This window comes from Salinimonas profundi (assembly GCF_014750655.1).
GTDB lineage: Bacteria > Pseudomonadota > Gammaproteobacteria > Enterobacterales > Alteromonadaceae > Alteromonas > Alteromonas profundi_A.
The window spans coordinates 217,142-241,069 of record NZ_JABBXD010000004.1 but is presented as its reverse complement, the minus strand read 5'-3'; the positions used below and the strand labels follow the sequence as shown (position 1 = coordinate 241,069).

At 49.3% G+C, this 23,928-nt stretch carries 21 protein-coding genes; 13 read left to right on the top strand and 8 right to left on the bottom strand.

The genetic code is table 11. From position 1 onward, the window contains the following. The first annotated feature begins 354 nt into the window (after window positions 1-354). On the top strand, window positions 355-4,158 hold the full coding sequence (gene putA, locus HHX48_RS09915) for a bifunctional proline dehydrogenase/L-glutamate gamma-semialdehyde dehydrogenase PutA (RefSeq protein WP_191024658.1): 3,804 nt from the start codon (window positions 355-357) through the stop codon (window positions 4,156-4,158). A gap of 180 nt (window positions 4,159-4,338) precedes the next feature. On the opposite strand, the gene HHX48_RS09910 is transcribed toward putA, so the two are convergent. Next, a complete protein-coding gene (locus HHX48_RS09910; protein ID WP_191024657.1) occupies window positions 4,339-4,944 on the bottom strand; it encodes a TIGR04211 family SH3 domain-containing protein in 606 nt (201 codons plus the stop codon). Window positions 4,945-5,169: 225 nt separating this feature from the next. On the opposite strand from HHX48_RS09910, the gene HHX48_RS09905 reads away from it, so the two are divergent. Both HHX48_RS09905 and HHX48_RS09900 read left to right on the top strand, forming a co-directional pair. After that, window positions 5,170-6,675 (top strand): CYTH domain-containing protein, encoded by a 1,506-nt coding sequence (locus HHX48_RS09905; protein ID WP_191024656.1) that lies wholly within the window; start codon window positions 5,170-5,172, stop codon window positions 6,673-6,675. 31 nt (window positions 6,676-6,706) lie between these two features. After that, on the top strand, window positions 6,707-7,699 hold the full coding sequence (locus HHX48_RS09900; protein WP_191024655.1) for a hypothetical protein: 993 nt from the start codon (window positions 6,707-6,709) through the stop codon (window positions 7,697-7,699). 1 nt (window position 7,700) lies between these two features. Here the strand turns inward: HHX48_RS09900 and mutH are convergent, their stop codons facing one another. Beyond that, the gene (mutH, locus tag HHX48_RS09895) at window positions 7,701-8,375 is read right to left on the bottom strand and encodes a DNA mismatch repair endonuclease MutH (protein ID WP_191024653.1); all 675 of its coding nucleotides are present in this window, start codon (window positions 8,373-8,375) and stop codon (window positions 7,701-7,703) included. A 166-nt stretch (window positions 8,376-8,541) separates the two neighbouring features. On the opposite strand from mutH, the gene rppH reads away from it, so the two are divergent. The 7 genes from rppH to HHX48_RS09860 all read left to right on the top strand — a co-directional run bounded on the left by rppH (window position 8,542) and on the right by HHX48_RS09860 (window position 15,984). Then, complete coding sequence (gene rppH, locus HHX48_RS09890) at window positions 8,542-9,075, top strand: RNA pyrophosphohydrolase (protein ID WP_191024651.1); 534 nt, start codon at window positions 8,542-8,544, stop codon at window positions 9,073-9,075. Window positions 9,076-9,110: 35 nt separating this feature from the next. Continuing rightward, on the top strand, window positions 9,111-11,402 hold the full coding sequence (gene ptsP / locus HHX48_RS09885; RefSeq protein WP_191024728.1) for a phosphoenolpyruvate--protein phosphotransferase: 2,292 nt from the start codon (window positions 9,111-9,113) through the stop codon (window positions 11,400-11,402). A 104-nt stretch (window positions 11,403-11,506) separates the two neighbouring features. Then, a complete protein-coding gene (locus tag HHX48_RS09880) occupies window positions 11,507-12,313 on the top strand; it encodes a sulfite exporter TauE/SafE family protein (protein WP_191024649.1) in 807 nt (268 codons plus the stop codon). 3 nt (window positions 12,314-12,316) lie between these two features. Further along, window positions 12,317-13,135: a prolipoprotein diacylglyceryl transferase gene (lgt, locus tag HHX48_RS09875; RefSeq protein WP_191024647.1), complete on the top strand. Its 819-nt coding sequence runs from the start codon at window positions 12,317-12,319 to the stop codon at window positions 13,133-13,135. A gap of 1 nt (window position 13,136) precedes the next feature. Then, window positions 13,137-13,970: a thymidylate synthase gene (locus HHX48_RS09870; RefSeq protein WP_191024645.1), complete on the top strand. Its 834-nt coding sequence runs from the start codon at window positions 13,137-13,139 to the stop codon at window positions 13,968-13,970. A gap of 8 nt (window positions 13,971-13,978) precedes the next feature. After that, window positions 13,979-15,013 (top strand): response regulator, encoded by a 1,035-nt coding sequence (locus tag HHX48_RS09865; RefSeq protein ID WP_191024643.1) that lies wholly within the window; start codon window positions 13,979-13,981, stop codon window positions 15,011-15,013. After that, window positions 15,010-15,984 (top strand): diguanylate cyclase, encoded by a 975-nt coding sequence (locus HHX48_RS09860; RefSeq protein WP_191024641.1) that lies wholly within the window; start codon window positions 15,010-15,012, stop codon window positions 15,982-15,984. The genes HHX48_RS09865 and HHX48_RS09860 overlap by 4 nt, the downstream gene beginning before the upstream one ends. A gap of 6 nt (window positions 15,985-15,990) precedes the next feature. Here HHX48_RS09860 and HHX48_RS09855 read toward each other — a convergent pair whose 3' ends face one another. From HHX48_RS09855 to HHX48_RS09845, 3 genes are all read right to left on the bottom strand, one after another. Then, window positions 15,991-17,328 (bottom strand): AmpG family muropeptide MFS transporter, encoded by a 1,338-nt coding sequence (locus tag HHX48_RS09855; RefSeq protein WP_191024639.1) that lies wholly within the window; start codon window positions 17,326-17,328, stop codon window positions 15,991-15,993. Between the two features lie 92 nt (window positions 17,329-17,420). After that, window positions 17,421-17,780 (bottom strand): hypothetical protein, encoded by a 360-nt coding sequence (locus HHX48_RS09850; protein ID WP_223858236.1) that lies wholly within the window; start codon window positions 17,778-17,780, stop codon window positions 17,421-17,423. A gap of 90 nt (window positions 17,781-17,870) precedes the next feature. Then, on the bottom strand, window positions 17,871-18,707 hold the full coding sequence (locus HHX48_RS09845; RefSeq protein ID WP_191024637.1) for a DUF3530 family protein: 837 nt from the start codon (window positions 18,705-18,707) through the stop codon (window positions 17,871-17,873). 169 nt (window positions 18,708-18,876) lie between these two features. Here HHX48_RS09845 and HHX48_RS09840 point away from each other — a divergent pair, with 169 nt between their 5' ends. Together HHX48_RS09840 and HHX48_RS09835 are read left to right on the top strand one after the other, a co-directional pair. Next, the gene (locus HHX48_RS09840) at window positions 18,877-19,200 is read left to right on the top strand and encodes a hypothetical protein (protein WP_191024635.1); all 324 of its coding nucleotides are present in this window, start codon (window positions 18,877-18,879) and stop codon (window positions 19,198-19,200) included. Window positions 19,201-19,318: 118 nt separating this feature from the next. Continuing rightward, a complete protein-coding gene (locus HHX48_RS09835) occupies window positions 19,319-20,254 on the top strand; it encodes a hypothetical protein (RefSeq protein ID WP_191024633.1) in 936 nt (311 codons plus the stop codon). A gap of 33 nt (window positions 20,255-20,287) precedes the next feature. Here the strand turns inward: HHX48_RS09835 and HHX48_RS09830 are convergent, their stop codons facing one another. The 3 genes from HHX48_RS09830 to slyA are packed head-to-tail and all read right to left on the bottom strand — an operon-like array spanning window position 20,288 to window position 22,818. After that, window positions 20,288-21,328, bottom strand: a complete 1,041-nt coding sequence (locus HHX48_RS09830; protein WP_191024631.1) for a DUF2955 domain-containing protein — start codon at window positions 21,326-21,328, stop codon at window positions 20,288-20,290. Further along, complete coding sequence (locus tag HHX48_RS09825; RefSeq protein WP_191024629.1) at window positions 21,318-22,385, bottom strand: HlyD family secretion protein; 1,068 nt, start codon at window positions 22,383-22,385, stop codon at window positions 21,318-21,320. Before HHX48_RS09825 ends, HHX48_RS09830 begins: the two co-directional genes overlap by 11 nt. After that, window positions 22,372-22,818 (bottom strand): transcriptional regulator SlyA, encoded by a 447-nt coding sequence (gene slyA, locus HHX48_RS09820; RefSeq protein ID WP_191024627.1) that lies wholly within the window; start codon window positions 22,816-22,818, stop codon window positions 22,372-22,374. The genes HHX48_RS09825 and slyA overlap by 14 nt, the downstream gene beginning before the upstream one ends. Before the next feature lie 162 nt (window positions 22,819-22,980). Between slyA and HHX48_RS09815 the strand changes: the two genes are divergently transcribed. Next, the gene (locus HHX48_RS09815; protein WP_191024625.1) at window positions 22,981-23,916 is read left to right on the top strand and encodes a hypothetical protein; all 936 of its coding nucleotides are present in this window, start codon (window positions 22,981-22,983) and stop codon (window positions 23,914-23,916) included. Window positions 23,917-23,928: the final 12 nt, after the last annotated feature.

Sequence of the window (23,928 nt, the reverse complement as noted above, 5' to 3'; positions counted from 1 at the left end):
AACTACTGAGAACCTTCGTATTTTTAAAAATAAAAAAGTAGAAATGCCAGGTGTGAAAAATCTCAACATCAATTATTTGTAGTAACCAAAGGTTACTTACCCGTATAAAGTTTACGTGCTCTCCCCTGTGCTAATGCCTTTTGTGTAAGGGTTGTTGGCGTCTAATCCTTTTATGCTAGTATCCGCAAAATGGGGCGGTGAAGCTGATCTCTTACCTTCTCGCAGCAGTTAAAAGGGCAACAAGCGATCAAAAAGTGGACGTATTCGATTTCGCTTGCATTGTATGCAATTTATCGAAGGGTGTGCTTTGCGAACACGCTGTAATTTTAAACATTATTACTAGTAAGGCGAGCAATGCTAACTAACGAAGACCTAAATACCCTATCTTCTATTCGCCAGCGCATTCGCGATCACTACCGGATTGACGAATCGGTGGCTATCGATCAAATTCTTCCTATTGCCGAAGTTAATCCCCGTGCCCGTTCACGCGCCTGGGAAAGAGCCCGTAAAATGGTGCTTAAAATTCGCCGTGAGCAGGAAGGTCATGGTGGTATCGATGCGCTATTAAATGAATACTCATTATCTACGGCCGAAGGTGTCGTATTAATGTGTCTGGCCGAAGCGCTCCTGCGTGTTCCAGATGAAGAAACACAGGATGCATTAATCCGCGATAAGCTTTCACAAGGTAAATGGACTCCGCACCTGGGCAACTCAGAATCATTATTCGTAAACGCATCGGCCTGGGGCCTGTTATTGACAGGCAACATGGTGAACTATGCAGATAAACGCAAGAGCGAACAGTTTGGTCTGCTTAAACGCACTTTGGGTCGTCTGGGAGAACCGGTTATTCGCCGCTCCATGAACTTGGCGATGCGCGTGATGGGCCGTCAGTTTGTTATGGGTGAAACCATCGAAGATGCGGTCGAGCGGGCTAAAGAGAAAGAGAAAAAAGGCTACGTTTATTCCTACGACATGCTGGGTGAAGCTGCCCGGACCATGAGAGATGCTGAACGCTTTTATGATGCTTATGAAAAAGCCATCAAGGTAATTGGAAAGGCGGGCGATGGTCGCGGTCCGAAGAAGTCACCCGGTATTTCAGTAAAATTGTCTGCACTGCATCCACGTTTCGAGCCCCTGCAGCGTGAAAGGATAATGGAAGAAATTCCACCGAAATTAAAGGCGCTGTGTTTGCTGGCAAAGGACTATAACATCAAGCTGACCGTGGACGCGGAAGAAGCCGACCGCCTTGACGTTTCTCTGGATATCATTGAAAAAGTATTTCGTGATGAAGAGCTGGAAGGCTGGACCGGTTTTGGTGTAGCCGTTCAGGCTTATCAAAAGCGTGGATTACACGTTATCGACTGGCTGCGCAAACTGACTGAAGATACTGGTCGTACGATGATGGTACGTCTGGTTAAAGGTGCTTACTGGGACACTGAAATTAAACTCAGTCAGCAAGCGGGGGTTGATACCTTCCCGGTCTTTACGCGCAAATCTTCAACCGATGTGTCTTATCATGCCTGTGCTAACCGTTTGTTAGATTATCGCGATACGCTGTATCCTCAGTTTGCCACGCATAACGCCTATACGGCTTCAGTTATTCTGGAATTGGCAGGCGGCGATAAAAACGGATTCGAATTCCAATGTCTCCATGGCATGGGTGATACCCTCTATGATCAGGTAGTCAGCGAAGATAAAATCCAGTGCCGCGTTTATGCGCCAGTGGGCGATCATGAAGATCTGCTGGCCTACCTGGTTCGCCGCTTGTTAGAAAACGGTGCTAACTCTTCGTTTGTTAATGCAATTGTAGATGATGAAAAACCGGTTGAGTCATTGCTGGAAGATCCGGTAGAGAAAACTCAGCGCCTTAAGAATCGTTATAATCATCAGATTAAGCTTCCTCGTGAGTTATATGGTGATGAGCGCCTTAATTCACATGGTCTGGATCTTACTGACGATATTGCCGTTAATGCACTGTCACACGAACTGGATAAGTGGAATAAATTTTATTCCATGCAGGAAAGCGACATTCCTGAAGGCGGTACGGCAGTAAGAAACCCGGCTGATAACAGCGATATTGTTGGCTATCACCAGTACGCCACTGAAGACGATATGCGCAAAGCGCTGGATATCACTGCAGACGGATTTGAATCCTGGGCAAAACGCTCGGTTGAAGAGCGTGCCGAGATTTTAGAACGTACCGCCTACGCATTGGAACGCCACATGGGCGAACTCATTGCAATCTGTATCCGCGAAGCCGGTAAAGTGGCTCAGGATGGCATTGATGAGGTGCGTGAAGCCGTCGACTTCTTACGCTATTATGCGGCAAGAGCCCGTGAACTGGATGAAGATCAGCGTTTAGTGCCACGTGGTGTGGTATTGTGTATCTCTCCATGGAACTTCCCTCTGGCGATTTTCACCGGCCAGCTAGCTGCAGCGCTGGTTACCGGTAATACCGTTATCGCCAAGCCAGCAGAGCAAACCAGTATTATTGCCCGCCGTTGTATTGAGATTATGCGCTCGGTAGGTTTACCTGATGATGCACTGCAATTGCTGATTTGCCCGGGTAAAGGCGTGGGTGAAACGCTGCTTCCTGATGAGCGTATTAAAGCAGTGATGTTCACCGGTTCAACGCAAACCGGGACCATGATTTCACAGACACTGGCGTCGCGTGGCGGCGAGCAGGTACCGCTTATTGCCGAAACAGGTGGTCAGAACTGCATGATCGTTGATTCGACAGCGCTGCCTGAGCAGGTCATTGATGACATCGTGCATTCGGGCTTCCAGAGTGCCGGTCAGCGCTGCTCTGCATTACGTGTACTTTATGTGCAGGAAGATATTGCAGACAAGCTGACTGAGATGCTGATTGGTGCGATGCAGGAACTGCACATCGGTGACCCACTATATTTGCGTACTGACGTCGGCCCGGTGATTGACCAGAAAGCGCTGGACAGCCTGACCAAACACGAAGAGTACATGAAGGATCACGGTAAGTTGCTGCATCAGTGCAAGTTACCTGAAGGCGTGGATAACGCGACATTCTATCCACCAACATTGTACGAAATTGAAGGCATTGATGTCCTTGAACAGGAAACCTTCGGCCCTGTTATTCATATCATTCGCTTCAAAGGCGATGAAATTGAAGGTGTGGTAGATAAGATCAACAGCACTGGTTATGGTCTGACAATGGGCATTCACTCGCGCATCGAAGATCGTGCCTATGAACTTGCCGCGCTTAGTCGCGCCGGTAACGTTTATATCAACCGAAATATGATTGGTGCCATTGTTGGCGTGCAGCCGTTTGGTGGTCGTGGCCTATCAGGTACTGGTCCAAAAGCAGGTGGTCCTAACTATCTGCCGCGTCTGATGATGGAGCGGGCAACACCGAAACCATCTAAAGTAGACGATATGGAACACCTGGATGAGAAACTGGTCAGTGATGATAGTGCCTCGAAAAAAGCCGCGAAGCTGATGGATCAGGCGCTGGAAGTTCAGGCCAAGTGGCGTCATACACCACTTAATGATCGTATCTCTGCGGTACGCCAGTTGCTGGCAAAAATCGCCAAGGTCGACATTGTGGATGAGCTGGCCGATGACTTGAATCGCACGCTTGCCACCAGTCGTCAGCAGCTGATTGATGTCGATAAAAAGATGTCCAAGCCCACAGTATTACCAGGACCTACGGGAGAATCTAACAAGCTGTATCTGGAACCTCGCGGCATTCTGGTTTGTTTTGCTGACAAAGGCGTTACCTTTGAATACTGGACATTGTCGATTGTAACAGCACTGGCTACGGGTAACGTTGTTGTGTCTGTGGTTTCTGATTTGTTTTACGAAGAAGCCAAAGCGTTCCAGAAGAAGTTCAATGATACTGGCGCACCTAAAGGGGTGTTCCAGGTAGCAAAACTTGAACATCTTGGCGCACTGCTGATGGATGAAGACCTGGCAGGGGTTGTGGTTGATTCTCAAACCGAACGAACTGCGCAGATTTCCGCGATGCTGGCATCACGGGAAGGCGGTGCAATCATTCCGGTTATCACCGCTGAGTATAATGACAATCTGATTCAGCGTCTGGTGACAGAAAAGGCAATCAGTATTGATACCACTGCATCAGGAGGGAATACTTCACTGATGACATTGGTGGAGGAAGATGAGTAATCATCACCTTAGACAGAAAGAAGAAACCCGGCCATAGCGCCGGGTTTTTTTATACAGCAGAATATAAAACGTGATATCGCATGATAAAAAGTGTGCGTTTATAGCAACACTTTACACGACAAGAGATAGTAGTTTCACAACGAAGATGTCGCAATCATGCGCATTTTATACTTCTGATAACTACACCCACTCGCTGTTTCGGCCACGTTTTTTAGGCAGGAATGTCAGGATGACACCAAGCAATACGCCTGCACCTGCTACCATACCGCCACGGGTAAACCACTTCACCATCTCGTCTTTTTCCTGGTTTTCCAGTGTAGAAGACAGTTGTTTGATTTCTCTGGCCTGTGAATCAGTTTGTGTTTTCAGCTCGTTCAGTTCACGTCTGGCACTGCTAAGCTGTTGCTTAAGACGGCCGTTTTCTGATTGTAATCCCTGTAAGCTGGCCTGACTATCGGCCAAGCGCTGAGAGATAATAGGCAGTTGCTCTGCACGAGACATTTCATCTGTTACAAAGCGGCTTTCCACCCAGCCAGTGCGGCCCTCTGTGTGTTCTTTAATTTTCATGAATTCCGCATCACGATTATTGTCCAGAATTGTGATGGGTGTACCGGCTTCAACGCTACCTAAAATGCGATAGTTTCTGCCTGCACCGGAATGCATAAAAATATACAGTTCATCTTTAATATAATGTGATGAGGACGGTTCCATGTCCGGAGTATCCTGCAGGCCAAATGCCTGGAACGAAAACGCGACCATTACCAGCGCGAGCCACTTTCGAAACATAAAGTATCCGTAAACGTATTGATCCAACAAGGGATGTTAGAGACTGTGAAAATTAGAGGCAAGCATCATGCCGCTTACCCCGGACGATTAATCGCTTACTTTAACGCGCCTGTGCGTGAAGGTTAAGCGGAATTTGATAAAAACAAAGACTATCCATTGCCATAAGGCTGTCTCGCGGGTAAGGTGACTGACACTTGTCATCCTCATCTTGCCCTATCGTATTTCATGACTGAAATTGAATTAAAATTTGTTTCCCGTCACAACACACTCAATGACTTCCTGGAAAAAGTGGTCCCGGCATTAAAGCAATTAGGGATGACCGTGTCCGCGCCGCACCATATGTCGCTGCAAAATGACTATTACGATACACCGGATCACGATTTCCAGACCCACAAAATGGGGTTCAGAGTGCGGGGCAATAATGGCCAGTTTGAACAGACGCTGAAAACCCAGGGCGCAGTGCGTGGCGGACTTCACGAGCGGGCTGAGTACAATGTTGCGCTGGAAGAGGCTACCCCGGATCTGACTTTATTTGACAAAAAAGTCTGGCCAAAAGGTGTGAACGCGTCAGCGCTGAATAAATCGCTGGAGCAGCAGTTCTCCACTCACTTCACGCGCCATGCTATTGATATTACGCATAATGGCAGTAAGGTTGAAGTGGTACTGGATGAGGGTGAAGCATTTACCAGCAAGGCGCGATCAGCAATAAATGAAGTTGAGCTGGAAATGAAAGAGGGCGAGGTACCGCCTCTGTTCGATATTGCTGATATCATTAACAGTATATTACCTGTGCGGGTGAGCGATGTATCTAAAGCGGCGCAGGGATATCAGTTGCTAAATGGTATATCTCCTGCGGTGTCTGCCTTGCCGGACTTTCTCGCGTTGCCTGACGATGCGTCAACCCAAACCGCCTTTATGGCCGCCGCACAACAGGCGCTGTCACACTGGCAGTACCATGAACATTTATTTCTGCAAACCGGCTCGGCTAAAGTATTGGCTGAGGTAACCGTCAGTATCCGCTTGCTGTTGCAGGCGGTATCGCTTTACCTGCCTGTCTTGCAGTGCCCACAAATGCTTGAACTGCACAAGCAGTTGATGGCGTATGTCCCACAGTGGGCGTGGCAGGAAGACTTACAAAGTCTGCGTCATGTGGTATCTAAAAAAAGTCTGTTCAATAAGTGTCTGAGCCGCTACCCCTCATTGCAAAGTTATCTGCAGGGACGCAAAGCCGGCCTTATTCACGCCCATGATCCTGAAACGCTGATGCACTCCACCGAATCGACCGCGATCAAACTGTCTGTGACCCGCCTGCTCACCGAAAAACCGTGGCAGAACGAGTCGACTACCTCGCAGATGCCAGTGACTGAGCATGCTCGTGGCTGGCTGTCGCAGGGCTGGCAGACAGTGCAGCAAAGTATGTCTCCTGCCCAGCCTATGGCCGCAGCCAATTATGTGGCCATTGAAGTCGTGTTACGTCAAACATTATGGAACGGCTTTTTGCTGGCAGATTTATTCAGCGGCGAACGCCACGCATTCAGAGCCCCCTGGCTGGATATTCTGACCGGTATCGATGAATTAAAAGCCCTGCAGATGCTCAAGACAATGATTGGTGATGCTGATCCCCAGGAGCAGCGGGATATCGCAGAATGGATAACTGAAAAAGAAGCGAATTTGCTTAAAGTGATGGAGCGTACCCGAAAAGTGGGTATGCAGGGCGATATTTACTGGTAAGCCGGTAGTAGTCTGAAGCGAGGGAATGACGATGCCGGATAAACACCCATGGATTTTATACAGCATTATCGTGCTGGGCATCTTGTGGCTGGCAAGTGTTACTGTTTACTTAATGCGGCGTCACGCTATCACCAGCAAAATCTGGTTAGACATAGCAATGCTGGTGTGGCCGTTATGCCTGCTGGATGAAGTGATTGCGCTGACAAACGGGCCACTGACGATATTTTACGGTGCTACTGACTGGGTGCCGGTATTGTTGATGGCACTCTATTATCGTGCACTGAAGCCTATGTTAGTCGCCAGACGCTCGCGAACCCGTTTTCTGATCTGGATACCTGTACTGTTGTGCATGCTGATACAGCTTCCCTTTGCGTTTTCCGGGCTGGCTGAAAAACACATGATTATAGAGACCACACCAGTGGGTCATCCACTGGATTTCTGGCCGGTTTATGTCAGCGCCATGGTAAGCGGGTTTGCGGTATTGGTTATCAGTTTGCTGATGACTGAGCTGGTACAAAAATACCACAAGCATTTGCCTGATCAGGTTGTCTCGCCCGCCAGATTCAGGCTGCAATGGCTGGCTGGTGCGCTTGGTAGCACTGTGGGACTGACCATGATAGGCATCTTGCTTGTTACGGCGGTAACATTTGGTTTTCTGCATATTGTAGCCTGGCAAACCGGACTGGATCTGGTGGTGGCGACGGTTATGCTGGCCATATTCTATTTACTGACTGTACCGCAACGCACATCGCCGTGTGTGTTGGATTATCACATGATGGAAGAGGCTACCGCCGGGCAGGATGACATGCGCCGGGCTCTGAGTCAGGCATGGCGCGTAATCAGTCGGTATCCTGCTGCATCGATACGCACGCTGACTATCAGTGAGGTGGCTGAAAAAGCGCAGGTGGATGCCACAACGCTTGCCCTGGCAGCACGACTGCTGGAAAAGCAATCTTTCAGTGAGTTTGCCATAGCCAGTCAGTCAACATCCCATGGTGAGAAGCCCGGCCATCAGGACGACTAGATTAACCGAACGCTCGCATTAGTAAGGTCTGGGTGAAGGTTTTGCGTAAGTAAAACCCTCTTGGGCGGGTTTTTATGCGCTGGCCTTCGGGGCCAAGCGCGTCAGTCAGTACGCTGCCGTCCGCCGCTTTGGGCCGAAGGTGGAGGGCATTGCCATGTCGGGCAGTGATTTTTTCAACATGGCCCAACACAATCATTTCAGTCAGTTCTTCCCAGTCTTTTTGCAGTAACGCATCTTCATCTTCACCAGGCGTCCATAAAAACCCGTTTGCCACGCGCCGCTCACTGACCGGAATTTCTCTGTCGCCTTCAACAGGTAACCATAATACCTGTGCCAGCTTGTTTCTCACATTACTGGTATGCCATGTTACGCCGGGCGGATTCATTAACGGGGCATAACAAACATACGTGGTTTCCAGCGGCTGCCAGCGCCTGTCTATGGGGATGGTTTTTAACTCAACACCCAGGTCAGGGAAGTCTTGTTGGGGTTTTGAACCCGCGGTTGCGCCCAGCCAGAGCTCCAGTAGTTGGCCCTGCCAGCCTTTGTGGCGCTGTAAATTCTGCGGCACCTGAATAGCGGCCAATCCGGCAAGTTCACCCAGCGACAGACCGGCAATCTGCTGACAGCGCTGCAATAACTCATCAATGTTGGTCGGGGGAGTGGATGGGGGCTTCACTGTCTGCCTTTCTGTTATTAATCAGGGGCAGTGTACGATGCTGCACTGCGAAAGAAAAGGTCGTCACAGAGCGGCAAAAAACCCTTGCAGGATTAATGCTTTGAATGGGCAGCATATTATGGTCAAATGCAGTTAAGAGAAAAATTTAAGGTGCCCGGGAGTCTAAGTGATAGATGCCGACGGATTCCGTGCGAATGTGGGCATAGTGATTTGCAACAAAATGGGACAAGTATTTTGGGCAAGACGTTATGGTCAACATTCATGGCAGTTTCCACAAGGCGGAATTGATGAAGGGGAAACTGCAGAGCAAGCGATGTACAGGGAGTTACATGAAGAGGTAGGGCTGCGGCCTAAAGACGTCACTATCTTGGGAGTAACACGAAACTGGCTGCGCTATAAACTGCCAAAACGGCTGATAAGACAGGGGAGTAATCCCGTGTGTATCGGTCAGAAGCAAAAGTGGTTTTTGCTACAATTAACCTGTGCTGACGCCGATGTCGATGTGCTTAAATCCGGTCATCCGGAATTTGATGACTGGCGCTGGGTTAGCTATTGGTACCCGGTCAGAAATGTGGTGTCATTCAAGCGCGATGTTTATCGCAAGGTTATGAAAGAATTTGTCACTGTGGCAATGCCGCCGTTGGGGAAGCCCGGGCAGCCAGGTCATGGTAAACGCCATAGAAAACGGCGACGAGGGTAAGACAGGAGACCGATACAGTGGCTAGCCAGGGCAGTATGCTCACCACACTCAAACGCATTGTTCAGGAAATGAGTCAGATTCCTGCGCTTGATCAGGCGTTGTTTCGGGTGGCTAGCCGCGTCAAACAGGTCATGCAGGTAGATTCCTGCTCGATTTATCTGGCCGATTATGAAAATCAGGTATTTATTCTCAAAGCAACTGACGGCTTGCATCCTGATGCGGTTGATCAGGTTCGCATTGGCTTTTCTGAAGGTCTGATTGGCCTGGTGGGGCAGCGGGAAGAACCGCTGAATATCCAAAATGCCCACGAGCACCCGCGTTTCAAACACTATCCTGAAGTTCACGAAGAAAACTATAAAGCCTTTCTGGGAACGCCCATTATTCACCAGCGTAATGTGCTGGGTGTTATTACCATGCAGCAGGCTAAAATGCGCTTTTTCAGTGAAGATGAAGAAGCCTTTCTGGTTACACTGGCCGCTCAGTTAGCGCTGGAAATTACCAACGCAGAGATCCGGGGCGCACTGAGTAACAATGACATCGTTCCCTCTGGTATCCGCCAGAAAAAAGTGATGGGCATTGCAGGCTCCCCCGGACTGGCAATCGGGCATGGTTTTTCCACCGATTCTACAGTGGATCTGCGACGTTTGGTGGTGAAGCGGGCCGAAGATTTGCAGCGTGAGGTGCAAATTTATCGCAAAGCCGTAGAGATCACCCGCGAACAGGTCGATGATCTTTCCGGTAGCCTGGAAGACAGTATCCCTGAGGATGTTAAAGCGATTTTTCAGCTTTACCATCACTTGCTGGACGCCAATAGTCTGGGTCGTGAAGTTGAGGCAAAAATTCAGGAAAAGTGGTGTGCCGGCTCTTCACTTAAAATGGTGGTAGAAGATTATGCCGCGCGCTTTGCTAATATGGATGACCCGTATATGCAGGAGCGGGCCATTGATATCATCGACCTGTCTAACCGCATTCTGGTTAATATTCTCAAGCTGACCCGGGGTGAAGACCACGCATTGCCGAATGCAACCCGAGACAGTATTTTGGTCGCTGAGGAAGTATCGGCCACCATGCTGGCAGAATTTCCGCGTGAATACCTCAAGGGCATTATTTCAATCCGCGGGTCGAACAACTCTCACGCCGCAATTCTGGCCAGAGCCATGGGCGTGCCGGCAGTCATGGGCTGTCAGAATGTCTCTCCGAGTTTGCTGGAAAACAAAGAAATACTGTTGGATGGCTATTCTGGAGAAGTCTTAATCTCCCCTGACAAGCCGATTCGGCAAAGCTTTGCACAACTGATCGAAGAAGAAAATCTGTTATCAGAACGCATTGATGCTGAAGCTGACAAGGCGTGTGAAACACAGGACGGGTGCCGGATGTCTCTGCTTATCAATGCGGGATTGTCGGTTGAGATAGAAACGGTGGCACGCAGCCGCGGTAATGGCATCGGGCTTTATCGCACTGAAATTCCCTTCATGCTGCGCGAAAGCTTTCCGTCAGAAAAAGAACAAATCAAGCTTTACAGTGAAGTGCTGCACTGCGTACCCGAACAGCAGGTTACCATGCGAACACTGGATGTCGGCGGTGATAAACCGTTGCCCTATTTTCCAATTAATGAGGAAAACCCATTTCTGGGCTGGCGTGGCGTGCGGTTGACGCTGGATCACCCTGAAATCTTTTTGGTACAAATCCGGGCGATGCTAAAAGCCAGTCTCGGTCTGAAGAATCTGCAAATCATGCTGCCAATGATTTCTTCAGTCAATGAGGTTCAGGAAGCAACACGACTGATAGAACAGGCTTTTTTTGAGGTGCGCGAAGAAGCCATTGAAACCGGACAATTGCTGGTTAAGCCAAAGATTGGCGTTATGCTGGAAGTGCCCTCGGTGCTTTATCAGCTGCCGCAACTGGCAAAGCATGTCGATTTCTTTTCTGTAGGCAGTAATGATTTAACCCAATACTTGTTGGCTGTGGACAGAAACAATACGCGCGTAGCCGGGCTTTACAACAGCTATCATCCGGCTGTGCTAAGCGCGCTGTATGACATTGTTCGCCAGGCCGACGCTAATCAGATTCCGGTTACTGTGTGTGGTGAGATTGCTGGCGAACCTGGCGGCGCTATTTTGTTGATGGGGATGGGGTATCGCCGGCTGAGCATGAATGCACACAACCTACGCAAAATTAACTGGGTGGTCAGAAATGTGAACTTGCAGGAGAGCAAAAACCTCCTGTCCTGTGCCCTTACGGCGCATACGCATCAGGACGTATATTCCCACATCAACGACTATCTTGAGCAAAAAGGCCTGGGTGGCCTCATCCGCGCCGGCTCGTGACCTTTTACGCAGTACACGAAACCCCCGGATTTTTATGGTAGGCTAGCCGCGAATTTTTCTTTCCCGTTATCACAGTTTGTGATTGCGCTTGCGTGGAACAAGGCATGGAACCTGTCTATATCATCTTTAGTTTTTGTCTGGGCATTGGCCTGGTGGTCGGTCTGCTGGCAGGTATGCTGGGGATAGGCGGTGGTGTGATTATCGTGCCCGCCCTGTCTTATTTGCTGGTCCATTTTTTACACCTTGATACCGATCTGGTCATGCCAATGGCCATTGCCACGTCCTTATCCACCATCATTTTCACCGGTATGTCATCGGCAGCCGCCCACTACCGGTTAGGAAATATCGATAAGAAACTTGTATTTTATGCGGGCATCGGGATTGCCATTGGTGCCACACTGGGCGCGCAGTTTGCCAGTCACATATCCGGGCATCTGCTGAAAAACATTTTTGCCGTACTGGTTATGCTGATTGCGCTGCAAATGGTATTTGGAAAACGCGAAGCCTCTAAGCATACGGCAACAAATAAAATGCTGGGCATGGTGGGTGGTGTAACCGGTTTTATCAGTGCCCTGATGGGCATTGGTGGCGGTGCGTTACTGGTGCCGGCACTGGTCTGGTTTCAGGTTAATATTCGTCAGGCCATCGGCTGTGCTGCTGTCAGCGGGCTCATTATTGCCATATTCGGTAGTGCCAGTTTTATTATTGCCGGCATGAAGGAGCTGACACTGCCATCCGGTGCGATAGGGTACGTGTATTTACCCGCAACTTTCGGTATTGTGACCACCTCCATTTTTACCGCGGGCATTGGTGCACGGCTCGGGCAGAGAATGGACACAAAAGTTTTGAAGAAGATATTGGCTGGCTTATTGGTGCTGGTCAGTATTCGCATGATCGTAGGAATAGAGTAAATCATGGCAGAAAGCAGTTATCTGGTTTTCCCGAACATCGATCCCATTATTTTTAGTTTGGGACCACTACATGTTCGTTGGTATGGGCTGATGTATCTGGTGGGGTTTGTCGCCGCTTATTTACTGGCGCACAAACGTCTTGAGCAAACCAGCTGGAGTAAAGAGCAACTGGCAGATCTGCTGTTTTGGGGATTTGTTGGCGTGATTCTGGGTGGGCGAATTGGTTATGTCTTGTTTTATCAGTTCGACATGTTTCTGGCGAACCCGCTCTACCTGTTTAAAATTTGGGCCGGGGGAATGTCATTCCATGGCGGACTGCTTGGTGTGCTGGCGGCACTGGCATGGCAGGCCAGGCGAATGAATGCAAAATTTCTCGAGGTGGGCGATTTTATCGCGCCATTGGTTCCCATCGGACTAGGGGCAGGTCGGATAGGCAACTTTCTTAATGCAGAACTGTGGGGGCGAACCACCGATGTGCCCTGGGCGATTATTTTTCCCAATGCCGGCAATGTTCCCCGTCATCCATCGCAATTGTATGAATTCGCGCTTGAAGGCGTTGTGCTGTTTATCATACTCTGGTTGTACTCTGCAAAGCCCAGACCGACTGGCGCCGTCAGTGGATTGTTCCTGCTGGGGTATGGCGCGTTTCGTTTCTTTGTCGAGTATTTCCGTCAGCCCGACGCGCATCTGGGCTTGTATGATGTCGGTTTGAGTCAGGGGCAGTTGCTGTGTATTCCGATGATTGCACTGGGAATCTGGCTGATGGTAGGGGCTTACCGAAAGGCCCCTGGCGTTTCAACGACTAAGCAGAAGCAAAAATAAGATGAAAGAGTATCTGTCGTTAATGCAGCACGTTCGTGACAACGGCGTGAAAAAAGAAGACCGCACCGGCACGGGCACGCTAAGTGTATTTGGCCATCAGATGCGTTTTGATTTGCGTGAAGGCTTTCCGCTGGTCACAACAAAGAAGTGCCATCTTCGCTCGATTATTCATGAACTGTTATGGTTTTTGAAAGGCGAAACGAACATTCGCTACCTTAAAGAAAATGGCGTTTCAATCTGGGATGAGTGGGCCACCGATGAGGGTGAGTTAGGTCCGGTTTATGGGGCGCAGTGGCGCAGCTGGCCAACGCCTGATGGCGGCACCATTGATCAGATTGCGCAGGTTATTGAGCAAATCAAAACGAACCCTGATTCTCGTCGTTTAATTGTCAGTGCCTGGAATCCGGCTGTTTTGCCTGACACGTCAATCAGTCCAAAAGAAAACGCTGCGCAGCAGCGTCAGGCATTACCACCCTGCCATACCCTTTTTCAGTTTTATGTGCTGAAAGGGCGGCTGTCTTGCCAGCTCTATCAGCGCAGCGGTGATATCTTTTTAGGCGTGCCCTTTAACATCGCCAGTTACGCATTGTTGACCATGATGGTGGCGCAGGTGTGCGACCTGGAGCCGGGCGATTTTATTCATACCCTGGGTGATGCGCATTTGTATGTTAATCATTTGGAGCAGGCAGACACGCAACTGGCCAGAACACCATACCCCCGTCCCACAATGCGAATAAACCCTGAGGTCAAAGACATCTTCGGGTTTAGTTTCGATGACTTCACGTTAGAAAATTATCAGGCGCATCCTCACATTAAAGCGCCGGTGGCCATATAAGGATCAGCATGACAACACCTGTTCTGATTTGTGATGATTCTGGCTTCGCCCGCAGGCAGCTAGCCCGATCAATTCCGGATGGATGGGATGTTGATATAACCTTTGCCGGTAACGGAGAAGAAGCGTTATCGCTTATTCGTCAGGGAAAAGGCGATGTCATGTTTTTGGATCTGAACATGCCGGTCATGGATGGCTATCAGACCATGAAAGCCATCCGTCAGGATGATTTGCCGTGTCTGGTTATCGTGGTATCCGGCGATGTTCAGCCTGAAGCCAGAGAACGTATGCTTGGCCTGGGTGCACTGGAATTTATTCGCAAGCCCATCGATAATTCAAAACTGATGTCGCTGCTTAGCCAGTACGGTATTTACAATGGTGATGCCGATGCGTCAGGGCGCAAACAGTCAGTGAGCGCCAGACAGGGGCAGTCATCAGATAAGCTCGATATCTATCGCGAACTGGTAAATGTGGCGATGGGCAGAGCCGGAGAAAGCCTGGCGCGACTGTTGGGTGAATTTGTGGATTTGCCCATCCCTAATGTTAATCTGATTGAAAGTAACGAGCTGCATATGGCCATTGCCGAGATCAATCGCAATGAGCGGGTTTCTGCAGTATCAAAAGGCTTTGTCAGCGCTGGTATTAAGGGCGAAGCGCTGGTTATCTTTAACGATACAAATACGCGCAGTATGGCAGAGATGCTAGGCTATTCGTTTAAAGGCGAGGGCAGTGAGCACACTAATCAGTTGTCATTAGAAGCGCTGATGGATGTCTCTAATATTCTTATTGGTGCCTGCCTCAATGCATTGTCTGACCAGCTTAATGTAAATTTCAGCCACACCCAGCCCATTTTGTTGGGGCGCGACAGAGGACTGGAAGTTTTACTCAGTGATAATATTTCGCGCTGGAGTAAAGTCATGGCGGTGGAAATAGCCTACGCTATCAAGCGTCACGATATCAGTTTTGACTTGCTGTTATTGTTCCCCGATGATGCGATGGAAAAAATTTATACGCGTCTGGTGGATTTAGAAGAGGAGGCGATATGAATCCGGGGGAAATCGCTCAGCTTCACTGGCAGCACGAATTGCTCAGCTCACTGGAAGTGGGCATTGTAGTGCTGGACAGAGACTTCAATGTTGAGGTCTGGAACCAGTTTATGGAAAATCACTCCGATATACTGCCCAGTCAGATTTGCGGTAAGCCGCTGTTTTCACACTTTAAAGAAATTGATGAAGCATGGCTTCGCGCCAAAGCTGAACCGGTTTTCAATTTAAAAACCCCGGTATTTCTTATCTGGGAACAGCGCCCCTATTTGTTTCGCTTCGGAAGCAATCGTCCTATCACCTCCGATTCAGCCAGTATGTTCCAGAATGTCACCATGTTCCCGCTGACCTCCACCAACGGCAGCGTCGAACGTATGTGTATGATGGTATACGATGTGACTGCACAGGCTTTAGGTAAACTGCGGGTTGAACGATTAAACGAAGAGCTCAAATACATGAGTCGCGTTGACGGCCTGACGGGTTTGTATAACCGGCGCTACTGGCAGGAGCGATTCGATAATACATTTAAACTGGCGCGTCGGCGCGACAAGCCCGTCACGGCGATGATGCTGGATATCGATCATTTTAAGCAGGTCAATGATACCTATGGGCATCAGGCAGGCGATAAGGTGATCCAGGCACTGGCTGAAATCATCCGCGACACGGTGCGTGAAACCGATTTAGCCGGGCGGTATGGCGGCGAAGAGTTTGTCGTTATTCTGACCGACGCAGATAGCGAAAAAGCCGCACTGGTGGCTGAACGTATTCGCGACTGTGCACAGCAAACCAAAGTGTGTCACGAAGACACCGAAATTACCTTTACTGTGAGCCTGGGGCTGGCTCCCTTTGATGCCTCCTATCGCAGTGCGATGGTCTGGCTGGAGCAGGCTGATATGGCACTGTACGACGCAAAAACGCAGGGGCGTAACCGTGCCTGCGTGAAAACAACTGAAATGGTGAAAACCGGCACCTGATGATAATCAGGCGCTGGCTTTTTCTGCCCGGGCAATATCGTGCTTAAGGCTGCGCAGAAACAGTAACCCGGGAATAACCATGAGCGCGGTTAAAATGAAAAACAGGCTCCAGTTCCCGTTCATCGTATCCACAATCCAGCCGCTTCCGGCAGCCAGCGTATTTTTACCCGCAACGCTAAGCGATGCCATCAGGGCATATTGCGATGCCGAGAAGGCGCGATTACACATCAGACTGATAAAGGCCACCATGGCCACAGTGCTCCAGGCTGAGGTAAAACCATCGACGATAATGGTAGCAGCAAACAATGTTTTATTGGGGCCGACTTCAGCAATCCAGGCAAACATCAGATTACTGCTGGCCATCGCGATCCCGGCAATCAACAGCCCGCGATAAATACCATAACGTATATTCATCATGCCGCCGATGATGGAAAACACGATGGTCACCCACCAGTTAAGAAGCTTAGAGTAATAACCAATATCCGTATTGGTAAAGCCGACCTCTTTGTAAAAGACGATACTCATTCGTCCCAGAAAGGCCTCGCCCAACTTAAACAAAAAGATGAACAGCAAAATGGACAGGGCTAGCCTGACACCACTGCGCTGGAAAAACTCGCGAAACGGCTCGATAAGTGTGACACCAAGCCAGGCAAAGATGGCACTGTGCCCCTGCTGCCCGCCGGTGGCATCTTCATACCGTTTGTAGGCCTGACGGGCAATAAACTCCCGGTCGATATCAGGCTCTTTAGCCAGTAAGGTGAAAATGCTTATTACAGCCATGATAGCGGCCAGAACCAGATAGATAGTAGACCAGTCCCAGCCCGGCAAATCAGCCATCACAAATGGCAGCGCGCCCAGCCCGCCATACCCTGTCCACCAGCCGGCCGTGGCCAGTGAAGAGCCGGCAGATAACTTGTCTTTTTCGTCATCCTGGATAATGTCGATGCGATATGCATCAATGGCAATATCCTGGGTGGATGAGAATATCGCGATGAGTAACCCCAGCAGGGCCATGGTGAAAAGCTCACTGGCGACATCCAGTCTGGACATCACCAGGCAACAGGTAATGATGGCAAGTTGCATCGCCAGGATCCAGCCCCGGCGCTGGCCCAGCGCAGGCGGTTTGATACGGTCAAGCAGGGGGGACCACAAAAAGTTGAACGCGTAGACGTTAAAGATGATGCCAAACAGGCCAATACTGGAGCGGGAGAGCCCTTCATCAGACAGCCAGGCCGACATGACCGAACCAATCATGACAAAAGGGAAGCCGCTGGAAATACCGAATAAAAAAATACTCAGCAGACGCCTGTCGCGGTACGCGTTTATAAAAGCTGGTAATGGCATGAATGATTGACGCTATGAGACAGAATTACATCTACAGCCTGACTGCGAATGTTTGCAGGTGGCGAGGCAGACAGCGAAGCACGCGCCTTAGTTTATGGGCGAATACCCACACAGTCTATAGGACAACGGCCTGTCCCTTCAAGAAAACACGCACAGCGCTGCAGCTCTGCGATAAGATCATCGTCCAGCATGATTTTCTGAGCATCCCAGTAATGAATCTGGTGAAGCAGATGCCAGAATACCCGCTCCTGACTGCTATAGGGTTGCTCAAGGCTATACTCGACCTGGCTCCATTCTTCCAGCACATCCCAGAAGAACAATTCCAGTTCCGAATAGGCAATGAGATTTCCCCAGTAGCCGCGCAGGTAATAGCACAGTTGCTGAGACTTCTCGCTAATAAAGTTATTAACTTTCACTGAACCGTTGCCGGTAATATCGTTATAATTTTTCAATTATAGTGCGAATTTCATTATTTACCATTGCTGATAAGTAGAACAAACAGGGCATTGAAATGGAAGAGGATTTTCCGCGAACTGTCCCGTTTACCAGCCCAAATAACGTGTCCAGCCGTAAATTTCTTTACTTAGTCGGGTGATAAACGGTGAGGTATGGCCGTGAATACCTGACGTACCGGCCGCTGATTCTGATAACTGACGTTGTCGATAATGCATTTTCAAACCAGCCTGAGCGTGATTATTACGCTGTAACATTGTCTTCGCCGACCAGTGATTCGCCAGCCCGCCAGCGATGTCCAGCACCGGCACGGTGGTATCGGCAATCCAGTTGGCGACTTGCTGGTTTTGAGACATTTCCGGCCAGAATGGCGCTATGACAACAATGGCATCCGGGGCGGACACTTTTTCCTGTGCATTCAGGTTTAACAGCTGTGCTGCCGTCATCCCCTGACTGACAACAATTTTGTAGCCCGGCTCATCAGCAAACTGATTAAAGATACCTGAGGTGATGAGTGACAGATTGCTCTGGAAAGTATCTGCATGTAGCCAGCGGCCGGTATCATCAGTGTATGCCGTAGATGCTGCAGGCTCGGCGGCTGATTCTGTCTGTGGTTCCAGCACCACCGGAACCACTACAACGTGCCAGCCCCACCGGCGCAAGGGCTGAGCCAGTGCACTGCCTGATTGAAGCGTCAGACCCTGATAGCCCGCTTCGGCTAACACTATGGCAACACCGCGCTTTAACGTAATGGTAGGCGGAAAGCTAAGAGCGACATGCTCTTCATCACCGGCCAGAAAACTGATGCGCTCCTGCTCATTGTATCGCGCGGTCAGCGCCTCACTCAGCAAACTGGCGGCCGAGTTTACGCTAAATAATGTCAGCAGCAATGTGAGCAATGTAATACGCAACGTTCTGGTACTCATGACGGGCGGGTATATCAAATATCGGCCGCTTCAACGTATTCTTAATCTAATCGTATGAATTTTCTTCGTTTGAGTGATAGCGTGGCAACTGTTATTGAGCATTGTTTGCGAAATTGCGAGGAGTAAAGACAATTGAATGAGCGCGTAGTGGGTTTAAAAGAGAGAGGATATGAGTGAGTTAACGGTATGCATTATCCAGGTGGTGTTTTCATTTATCGCCTACATGCTGTTAAACATCGGCTACTGCATGAGTGTGGCGGGTACCAGTCTGGTTCATGGTCACAAATTTACTACAACCTTCAGACAAACCTATTTCAGTAAAGTGAGTTATCTTCTTGCCCCGGCGATCAGCGCATGCATTTTACTGATTAATTTTCTAATCAGTGTTGCTTCTGGTAAGGCTGGCGCAGGAGCGCCTGACTTCGGTTGCGTATTGGCGGGGCGCGCGCTGGCCTGGGGGTGTCATTTCAAGCATTGTAAAAAAGCTTCCTGAAACGCCATCTAAGCCTGAATACCAAAATAGGTAGTAATTACATCAACGGGCATTTGTTGTAACGAGGCTGTAGTGGTGGTAGGTTCGTTCATTATTTCCACAGAAAAAGGATAATCTTGTGGTTAAGTACTTCATCCTCAGCGCCGCGCTTTTCGTTATATTGCTCATTTTAAATGCAAGTTACGAAAAGTCTGATGCGCCTGCTCCCACGTCGTCTTCCGCATCGCTGAAGCTACAGCCTGCGCCACTCCCTGATCCGGCAAGGCCTGTCTTGGTGGCAAGCGACACTGATGCTGACAGTAATACCGATACCCCTCATACCATGGAAACATCCTCGATATCGGCCGATATTCTGGCTGAATTTGAAAACTTCCAGCAGATGAACGATGAAGAAGTGTTTGAGCTATTCATGAAGCTTATCCAAAACGGGGAAGATATTACTACAATTATTTTCCAGCTTATTGAGAACGGCATTGTGGCGGTGAATGTACCACTGACAGAGGCAGGTATCGAGACTCCCATGTTCATAGCGATGGCTTTTGATAGTGATATGACACCGGCTCAGATGCAAAAGTTTATCGATATGGGAAGTTACCAGACTGTTGAACGAAGTATTATTGCAGTGATGCAATTGAGAAATCCTGATACCGCCGCACTGTTAATGACACATTTGGGCTACGGCCCAGAGCACTACGAAGCAGTGACAGTTGGGGCAGCATACGTTGCAAACAGAGCGCTTTTTGATTACATGGTTGAGCAAACCCCAGGCTTGCTGGTCAGTTCTGAAGTGCAAACGGAAATTGAAAGTATGCTGGATAATATCGATGAGACAGTGCAAATTGAAGACAGCATAAAAAAGAAATTCGAGAGCCGAAGGGGCATCGATGATACGCTTTTAAAAGAAAGAACGGCTTATTTGTTTGAACGGCAAATCGCGCGCCGTCAAATGTTGCTGGAAATGCAGACGCTGAGCGTCGAGCAACGCCAGCGTATCAATGATGAAATTAATGCGTTCAGGCAAGCCAGTGAGGATCGTTTCAGCACGCTATTATAAGTAAGACTGCCTGAAAGCATGGCACGCTTATCATTAGACTGTCGTATCACGGGTCGCCGCAAAATGATTAAGAAAGCGGTGCAGGGCGTAGGCACACAACATGAGTAATGTCAGCGCAACGACAACCGAAGAAAATCGGTACAGGCTGCTATAGAGAATATCAGCATCAGGCTGCATGTACTGACCAAATAAAATACCGATAGTGGTCAGCGCGCCGAATCCCATGCCAGAACCAGCCCGTTCAATAAGGTGAAGGCGTGCGGTAAGCATGACGGTAAGAAACAGTGCAAGTACCACTAACGTCAAATGTGAAATTAAATCGTACATGGTGATTTGCACAAGAATCGCCAGCGCACACCCTATACTGACTCCTTTTGCCCGTTTTACCGCGCTGGTAAGAGAGCCCTGAAATGTCAGTGGAAAAAGCACCAGTATTGTAGCCACCTGCGCTGACAGCGAATCGCGCAAATCCAGCATCTGGAAGACTACAAAAGATAGGGTGGCCAGACTCGCTCCCAACAACGTTCGGTGACGTATCTGCGTAAATGTGACGGTATGTTCAGGCGGAGCGGGTGGCGTGCCGGTTTCCGGAATAAGCCAGTAGAGTATTGCGGCCGAAGCAACCGCCGTTACCGATGCCAGCATTGTTGCCACCATCATGTCGCCGATCCCTGCCCCCGGGTAACTGCCAAAGTGCAGCAGTGCAGACAGGGTAACCAGGCCTGATGCCCACAGGAGATAATGCTTTCCCTTCGCCATAAAGTAAAAATGCACGGTGAAGATAAAAAAGGTAGCCAGTGTCATTGCCAATGGATAAGGCATAAAAAATCGGTGCAGAATATACAGCTCGAGAACGTTAACCACGGTTCCCATGACAAACTGCCAGGCAATCAGGCTATTGAATACCGGAAGCATACCCAGAAGCAACATAGGGAACACGGTAAAAAAGACGCCATAGGGCCAGTTCATTACCTTACACACAAAAAAGCCAGCACTGCTACCCAGTGCAATGCGAAGCAAACGTCGTTGCTCGCTGCTCGTAAGTTCGCTGCCCGCTGACTGCTCAGTAGACATAATGCAGATAACTCACTATCGTCATTTGCAGGCGAGACAGTGCGTGCGCCCAACCCTGCGAATCGCTCTCAAGCATGACAGTTGCACGTGCACCTGTTGCCAGCGTGACAGGCAACGTCGCATCGTCCAGTTTTACATAAACGCGAATGCGTTGGGCATCTCTGACCCAGCGGTCGCTGTTATCAGGCTGTGCCAACAAGCCATCGGCTTGATCCTGACCCTGCGCAATTCCCATGTCACGACTACGCAGTGTTGCGCTGAAAACCTGACCAGGCAGGGCATCAAAGACCACCAGGGCATGAGCATGTTGCGGAATATGGCTCAGGCTTTTCTCACGAAAGTCTGCTGCGATCCGTTCTTGTCCCTCCACGACCAGGCTCATTAGCGGCTGATTGGCCTGACTCTGAATACCGGCGACCAGCTGCAAATTAGAAATCACACCGGCTTTCGGGGCAACTACCTGAGTACGGGATAAATTAAGCTGTGCTTTCGCCAGTGCATTCCTGGCTTGTCGCAAACGTAAATTCAGTTCACCGTCGTCGCCCAGATCAGCCTGCACAGCGCGCTGATTTTGTTTGGCGGCGGCCAGTCTTGCTTCTGCTGCACTGACATTCGTTTCATGCTGATCCACCACCTGCTGACTGACCAGCTGTTTTTCCAGCAGGCGCTGCATACGTTCATATTCACGTCGGCTTTGTTTAAGAGATACCGAGGCTTCTTTCACTGAGGCCTGTACCTGGGCAAGCTGCGCCTGCAACGTGGCATTGATCTGTTTGGCATTGCTCAGTGCAAGCTCTGCCTTTTCTACCGCAAGCTCATAATCACTGGGGTCAATTTCAAACAGTAAGTCACCGGCCGCCACGCGTTGATTATTGGTAACGTAAACCTGGGTGACCTCGCCGGCCACACGAGAGGCGACAGTAATAACCGGGCGCTGAACCTGGGAGTGGGGCGTCATGGGAATGGTTACATCTGCAATAACGATATAAGCAAACACCACCAAAAATAAAATAAACGCCCGACGCATCCAGCGATTAAATTGTTTATCTGCTGTCATGGTCACTCCGTAAAAAGGCACTGCCGTTATCTATAACCTGTTGTAAAAGGGTATGTAATGTTTCGCGCTGGTTGCTATCCATTCCCTCCAGCATTTTCTGACGACCGGCGTTGGCCATAGTTTCTACTTGCTTTAATAGCTCTCGCCCCTGTGGGGTAAACCAAAGTGTTTTACGCCGCGCATCCTCTGCACAGGACTTACGCTGAATCAGGTTGCTTGCTTCCAGCTGGTTAAGTGTGCGAAGCAGAGACGGCTGTTCAATACCGATATTGTCGGCTAGCGCTTTCTGGCTGCAGCCTTCGCCCATACGCTCCAGATGCAAAAGTGCAATCCAGCGAGTCTGCGTCAGTCCCAGCGAGGACATATAATGATCAACAGCATTTCTCCAGCTAAACGCTGCGCGACTGAGTAACCAGCCAATATTACTTTCCATTATCGTCCTATTTAATTAGTTAGCATGCTAAGTAATGTATCACATACTTAGCATGCTAAGCAATTTGGTAGTGTCGATGTGTTTTAAAAATTAACGCTTCGTTGTAAAGCCTTATGTATGACTTTATAGTCATGCTTATTACCGCAGAAAAAGGACGCTCTTGTGGTTAAACACTGTGTGGCTATTGTCATTATTCTGATATGTGTGGGTATCGGGTGGATAAGTCGTGATAAGCCCGTCGTACCAGCACAACTAATGTCCCCCAAACAAGCAACAACTCAGGCGCTGCCTGTCAAAAAAGCGCCCCTGGCAGTAACGCCAATGCCACCAAAGCAGCCCCTGGATAGTAGGGTCGCTCCTGTCACACCAAATATCTATATATCTAACGCTGTAACTGCTGAAACGCTCGCGCTGTTCAGCAATTTCGACCAGATGTCGGAAGAAGAAAGAGTGACCTTATTGATTAGGCTTGCTGAAAATGGCGTAGATACCACGGCCTTGGTGCTTCAGCTTATCGAAGACGGTAAATTTATGGTGAATGTGCCGGTTTTACGGGAGCCCGGTGTGGAAACCCCCTTGATTATCGCCATGGGGCTTGATAGTCAAATGACGCCGGATGAAATGCAGAAGTTCATTGATTTGGGTAGCTATCAGACAATTGACGGCAGTTTCTTGCAACTTATACAGATGCAAAATCCTGAAACAGCAGCAATGCTAATGGACCATTTGGGGTATGGGCCGGAGCACACTAGTCTCATCGTATATGGTGCTGCGATATCCGCAAATCGAGCGCTGTTTGACTCTATGACTGAAAAGTTTCCGGATATGCTGATGAATTCAGGACTCAAACAATATATTGAGAGTACCCTTCAGGATATTAAGGAAGTCAAACTGTCCGCTGCCAACATGGATAAAAGATTTAAACAAAATCCGTCTTCAGGTAAGCAGTCGTTGAAAGCAAAAAAAGCGGCTCTGTTTAAAAAACAGATTTTACGTCGTCAGATGTTACTTGAAATGCAGACATTATCTTTTGAGGAAAGGCGTGAGCTACACGCTCAGATTGCAGCGTTTGAAAGCGTGTTAGCCGGTGATGGCTAAACAGCAGCACGC

Coding starts and splice junctions, on each gene's coding strand:
- ptsP (WP_191024728.1), top strand. CDS start 9,111: ATGCTCACCACACTCAAACGCATTGTTCAGGAAATGAGTCAGATTCCT.
- HHX48_RS09825 (WP_191024629.1), bottom strand. CDS start 22,385: ATGACAGCAGATAAACAATTTAATCGCTGGATGCGTCGGGCGTTTATT.
- HHX48_RS09910 (WP_191024657.1), bottom strand. CDS start 4,944: ATGTTTCGAAAGTGGCTCGCGCTGGTAATGGTCGCGTTTTCGTTCCAG.
- HHX48_RS09880 (WP_191024649.1), top strand. CDS start 11,507: ATGGAACCTGTCTATATCATCTTTAGTTTTTGTCTGGGCATTGGCCTG.
- slyA (WP_191024627.1), bottom strand. CDS start 22,818: ATGGAAAGTAATATTGGCTGGTTACTCAGTCGCGCAGCGTTTAGCTGG.
- HHX48_RS09900 (WP_191024655.1), top strand. CDS start 6,707: ATGCCGGATAAACACCCATGGATTTTATACAGCATTATCGTGCTGGGC.
- HHX48_RS09860 (WP_191024641.1), top strand. CDS start 15,010: ATGAATCCGGGGGAAATCGCTCAGCTTCACTGGCAGCACGAATTGCTC.
- HHX48_RS09865 (WP_191024643.1), top strand. CDS start 13,979: ATGACAACACCTGTTCTGATTTGTGATGATTCTGGCTTCGCCCGCAGG.
- HHX48_RS09840 (WP_191024635.1), top strand. CDS start 18,877: ATGAGTGAGTTAACGGTATGCATTATCCAGGTGGTGTTTTCATTTATC.
- HHX48_RS09845 (WP_191024637.1), bottom strand. CDS start 18,707: ATGAGTACCAGAACGTTGCGTATTACATTGCTCACATTGCTGCTGACA.
- putA (WP_191024658.1), top strand. CDS start 355: ATGCTAACTAACGAAGACCTAAATACCCTATCTTCTATTCGCCAGCGC.
- HHX48_RS09830 (WP_191024631.1), bottom strand. CDS start 21,328: ATGTCTACTGAGCAGTCAGCGGGCAGCGAACTTACGAGCAGCGAGCAA.
- HHX48_RS09905 (WP_191024656.1), top strand. CDS start 5,170: ATGACTGAAATTGAATTAAAATTTGTTTCCCGTCACAACACACTCAAT.
- lgt (WP_191024647.1), top strand. CDS start 12,317: ATGGCAGAAAGCAGTTATCTGGTTTTCCCGAACATCGATCCCATTATT.
- HHX48_RS09870 (WP_191024645.1), top strand. CDS start 13,137: ATGAAAGAGTATCTGTCGTTAATGCAGCACGTTCGTGACAACGGCGTG.
- HHX48_RS09855 (WP_191024639.1), bottom strand. CDS start 17,328: ATGCCATTACCAGCTTTTATAAACGCGTACCGCGACAGGCGTCTGCTG.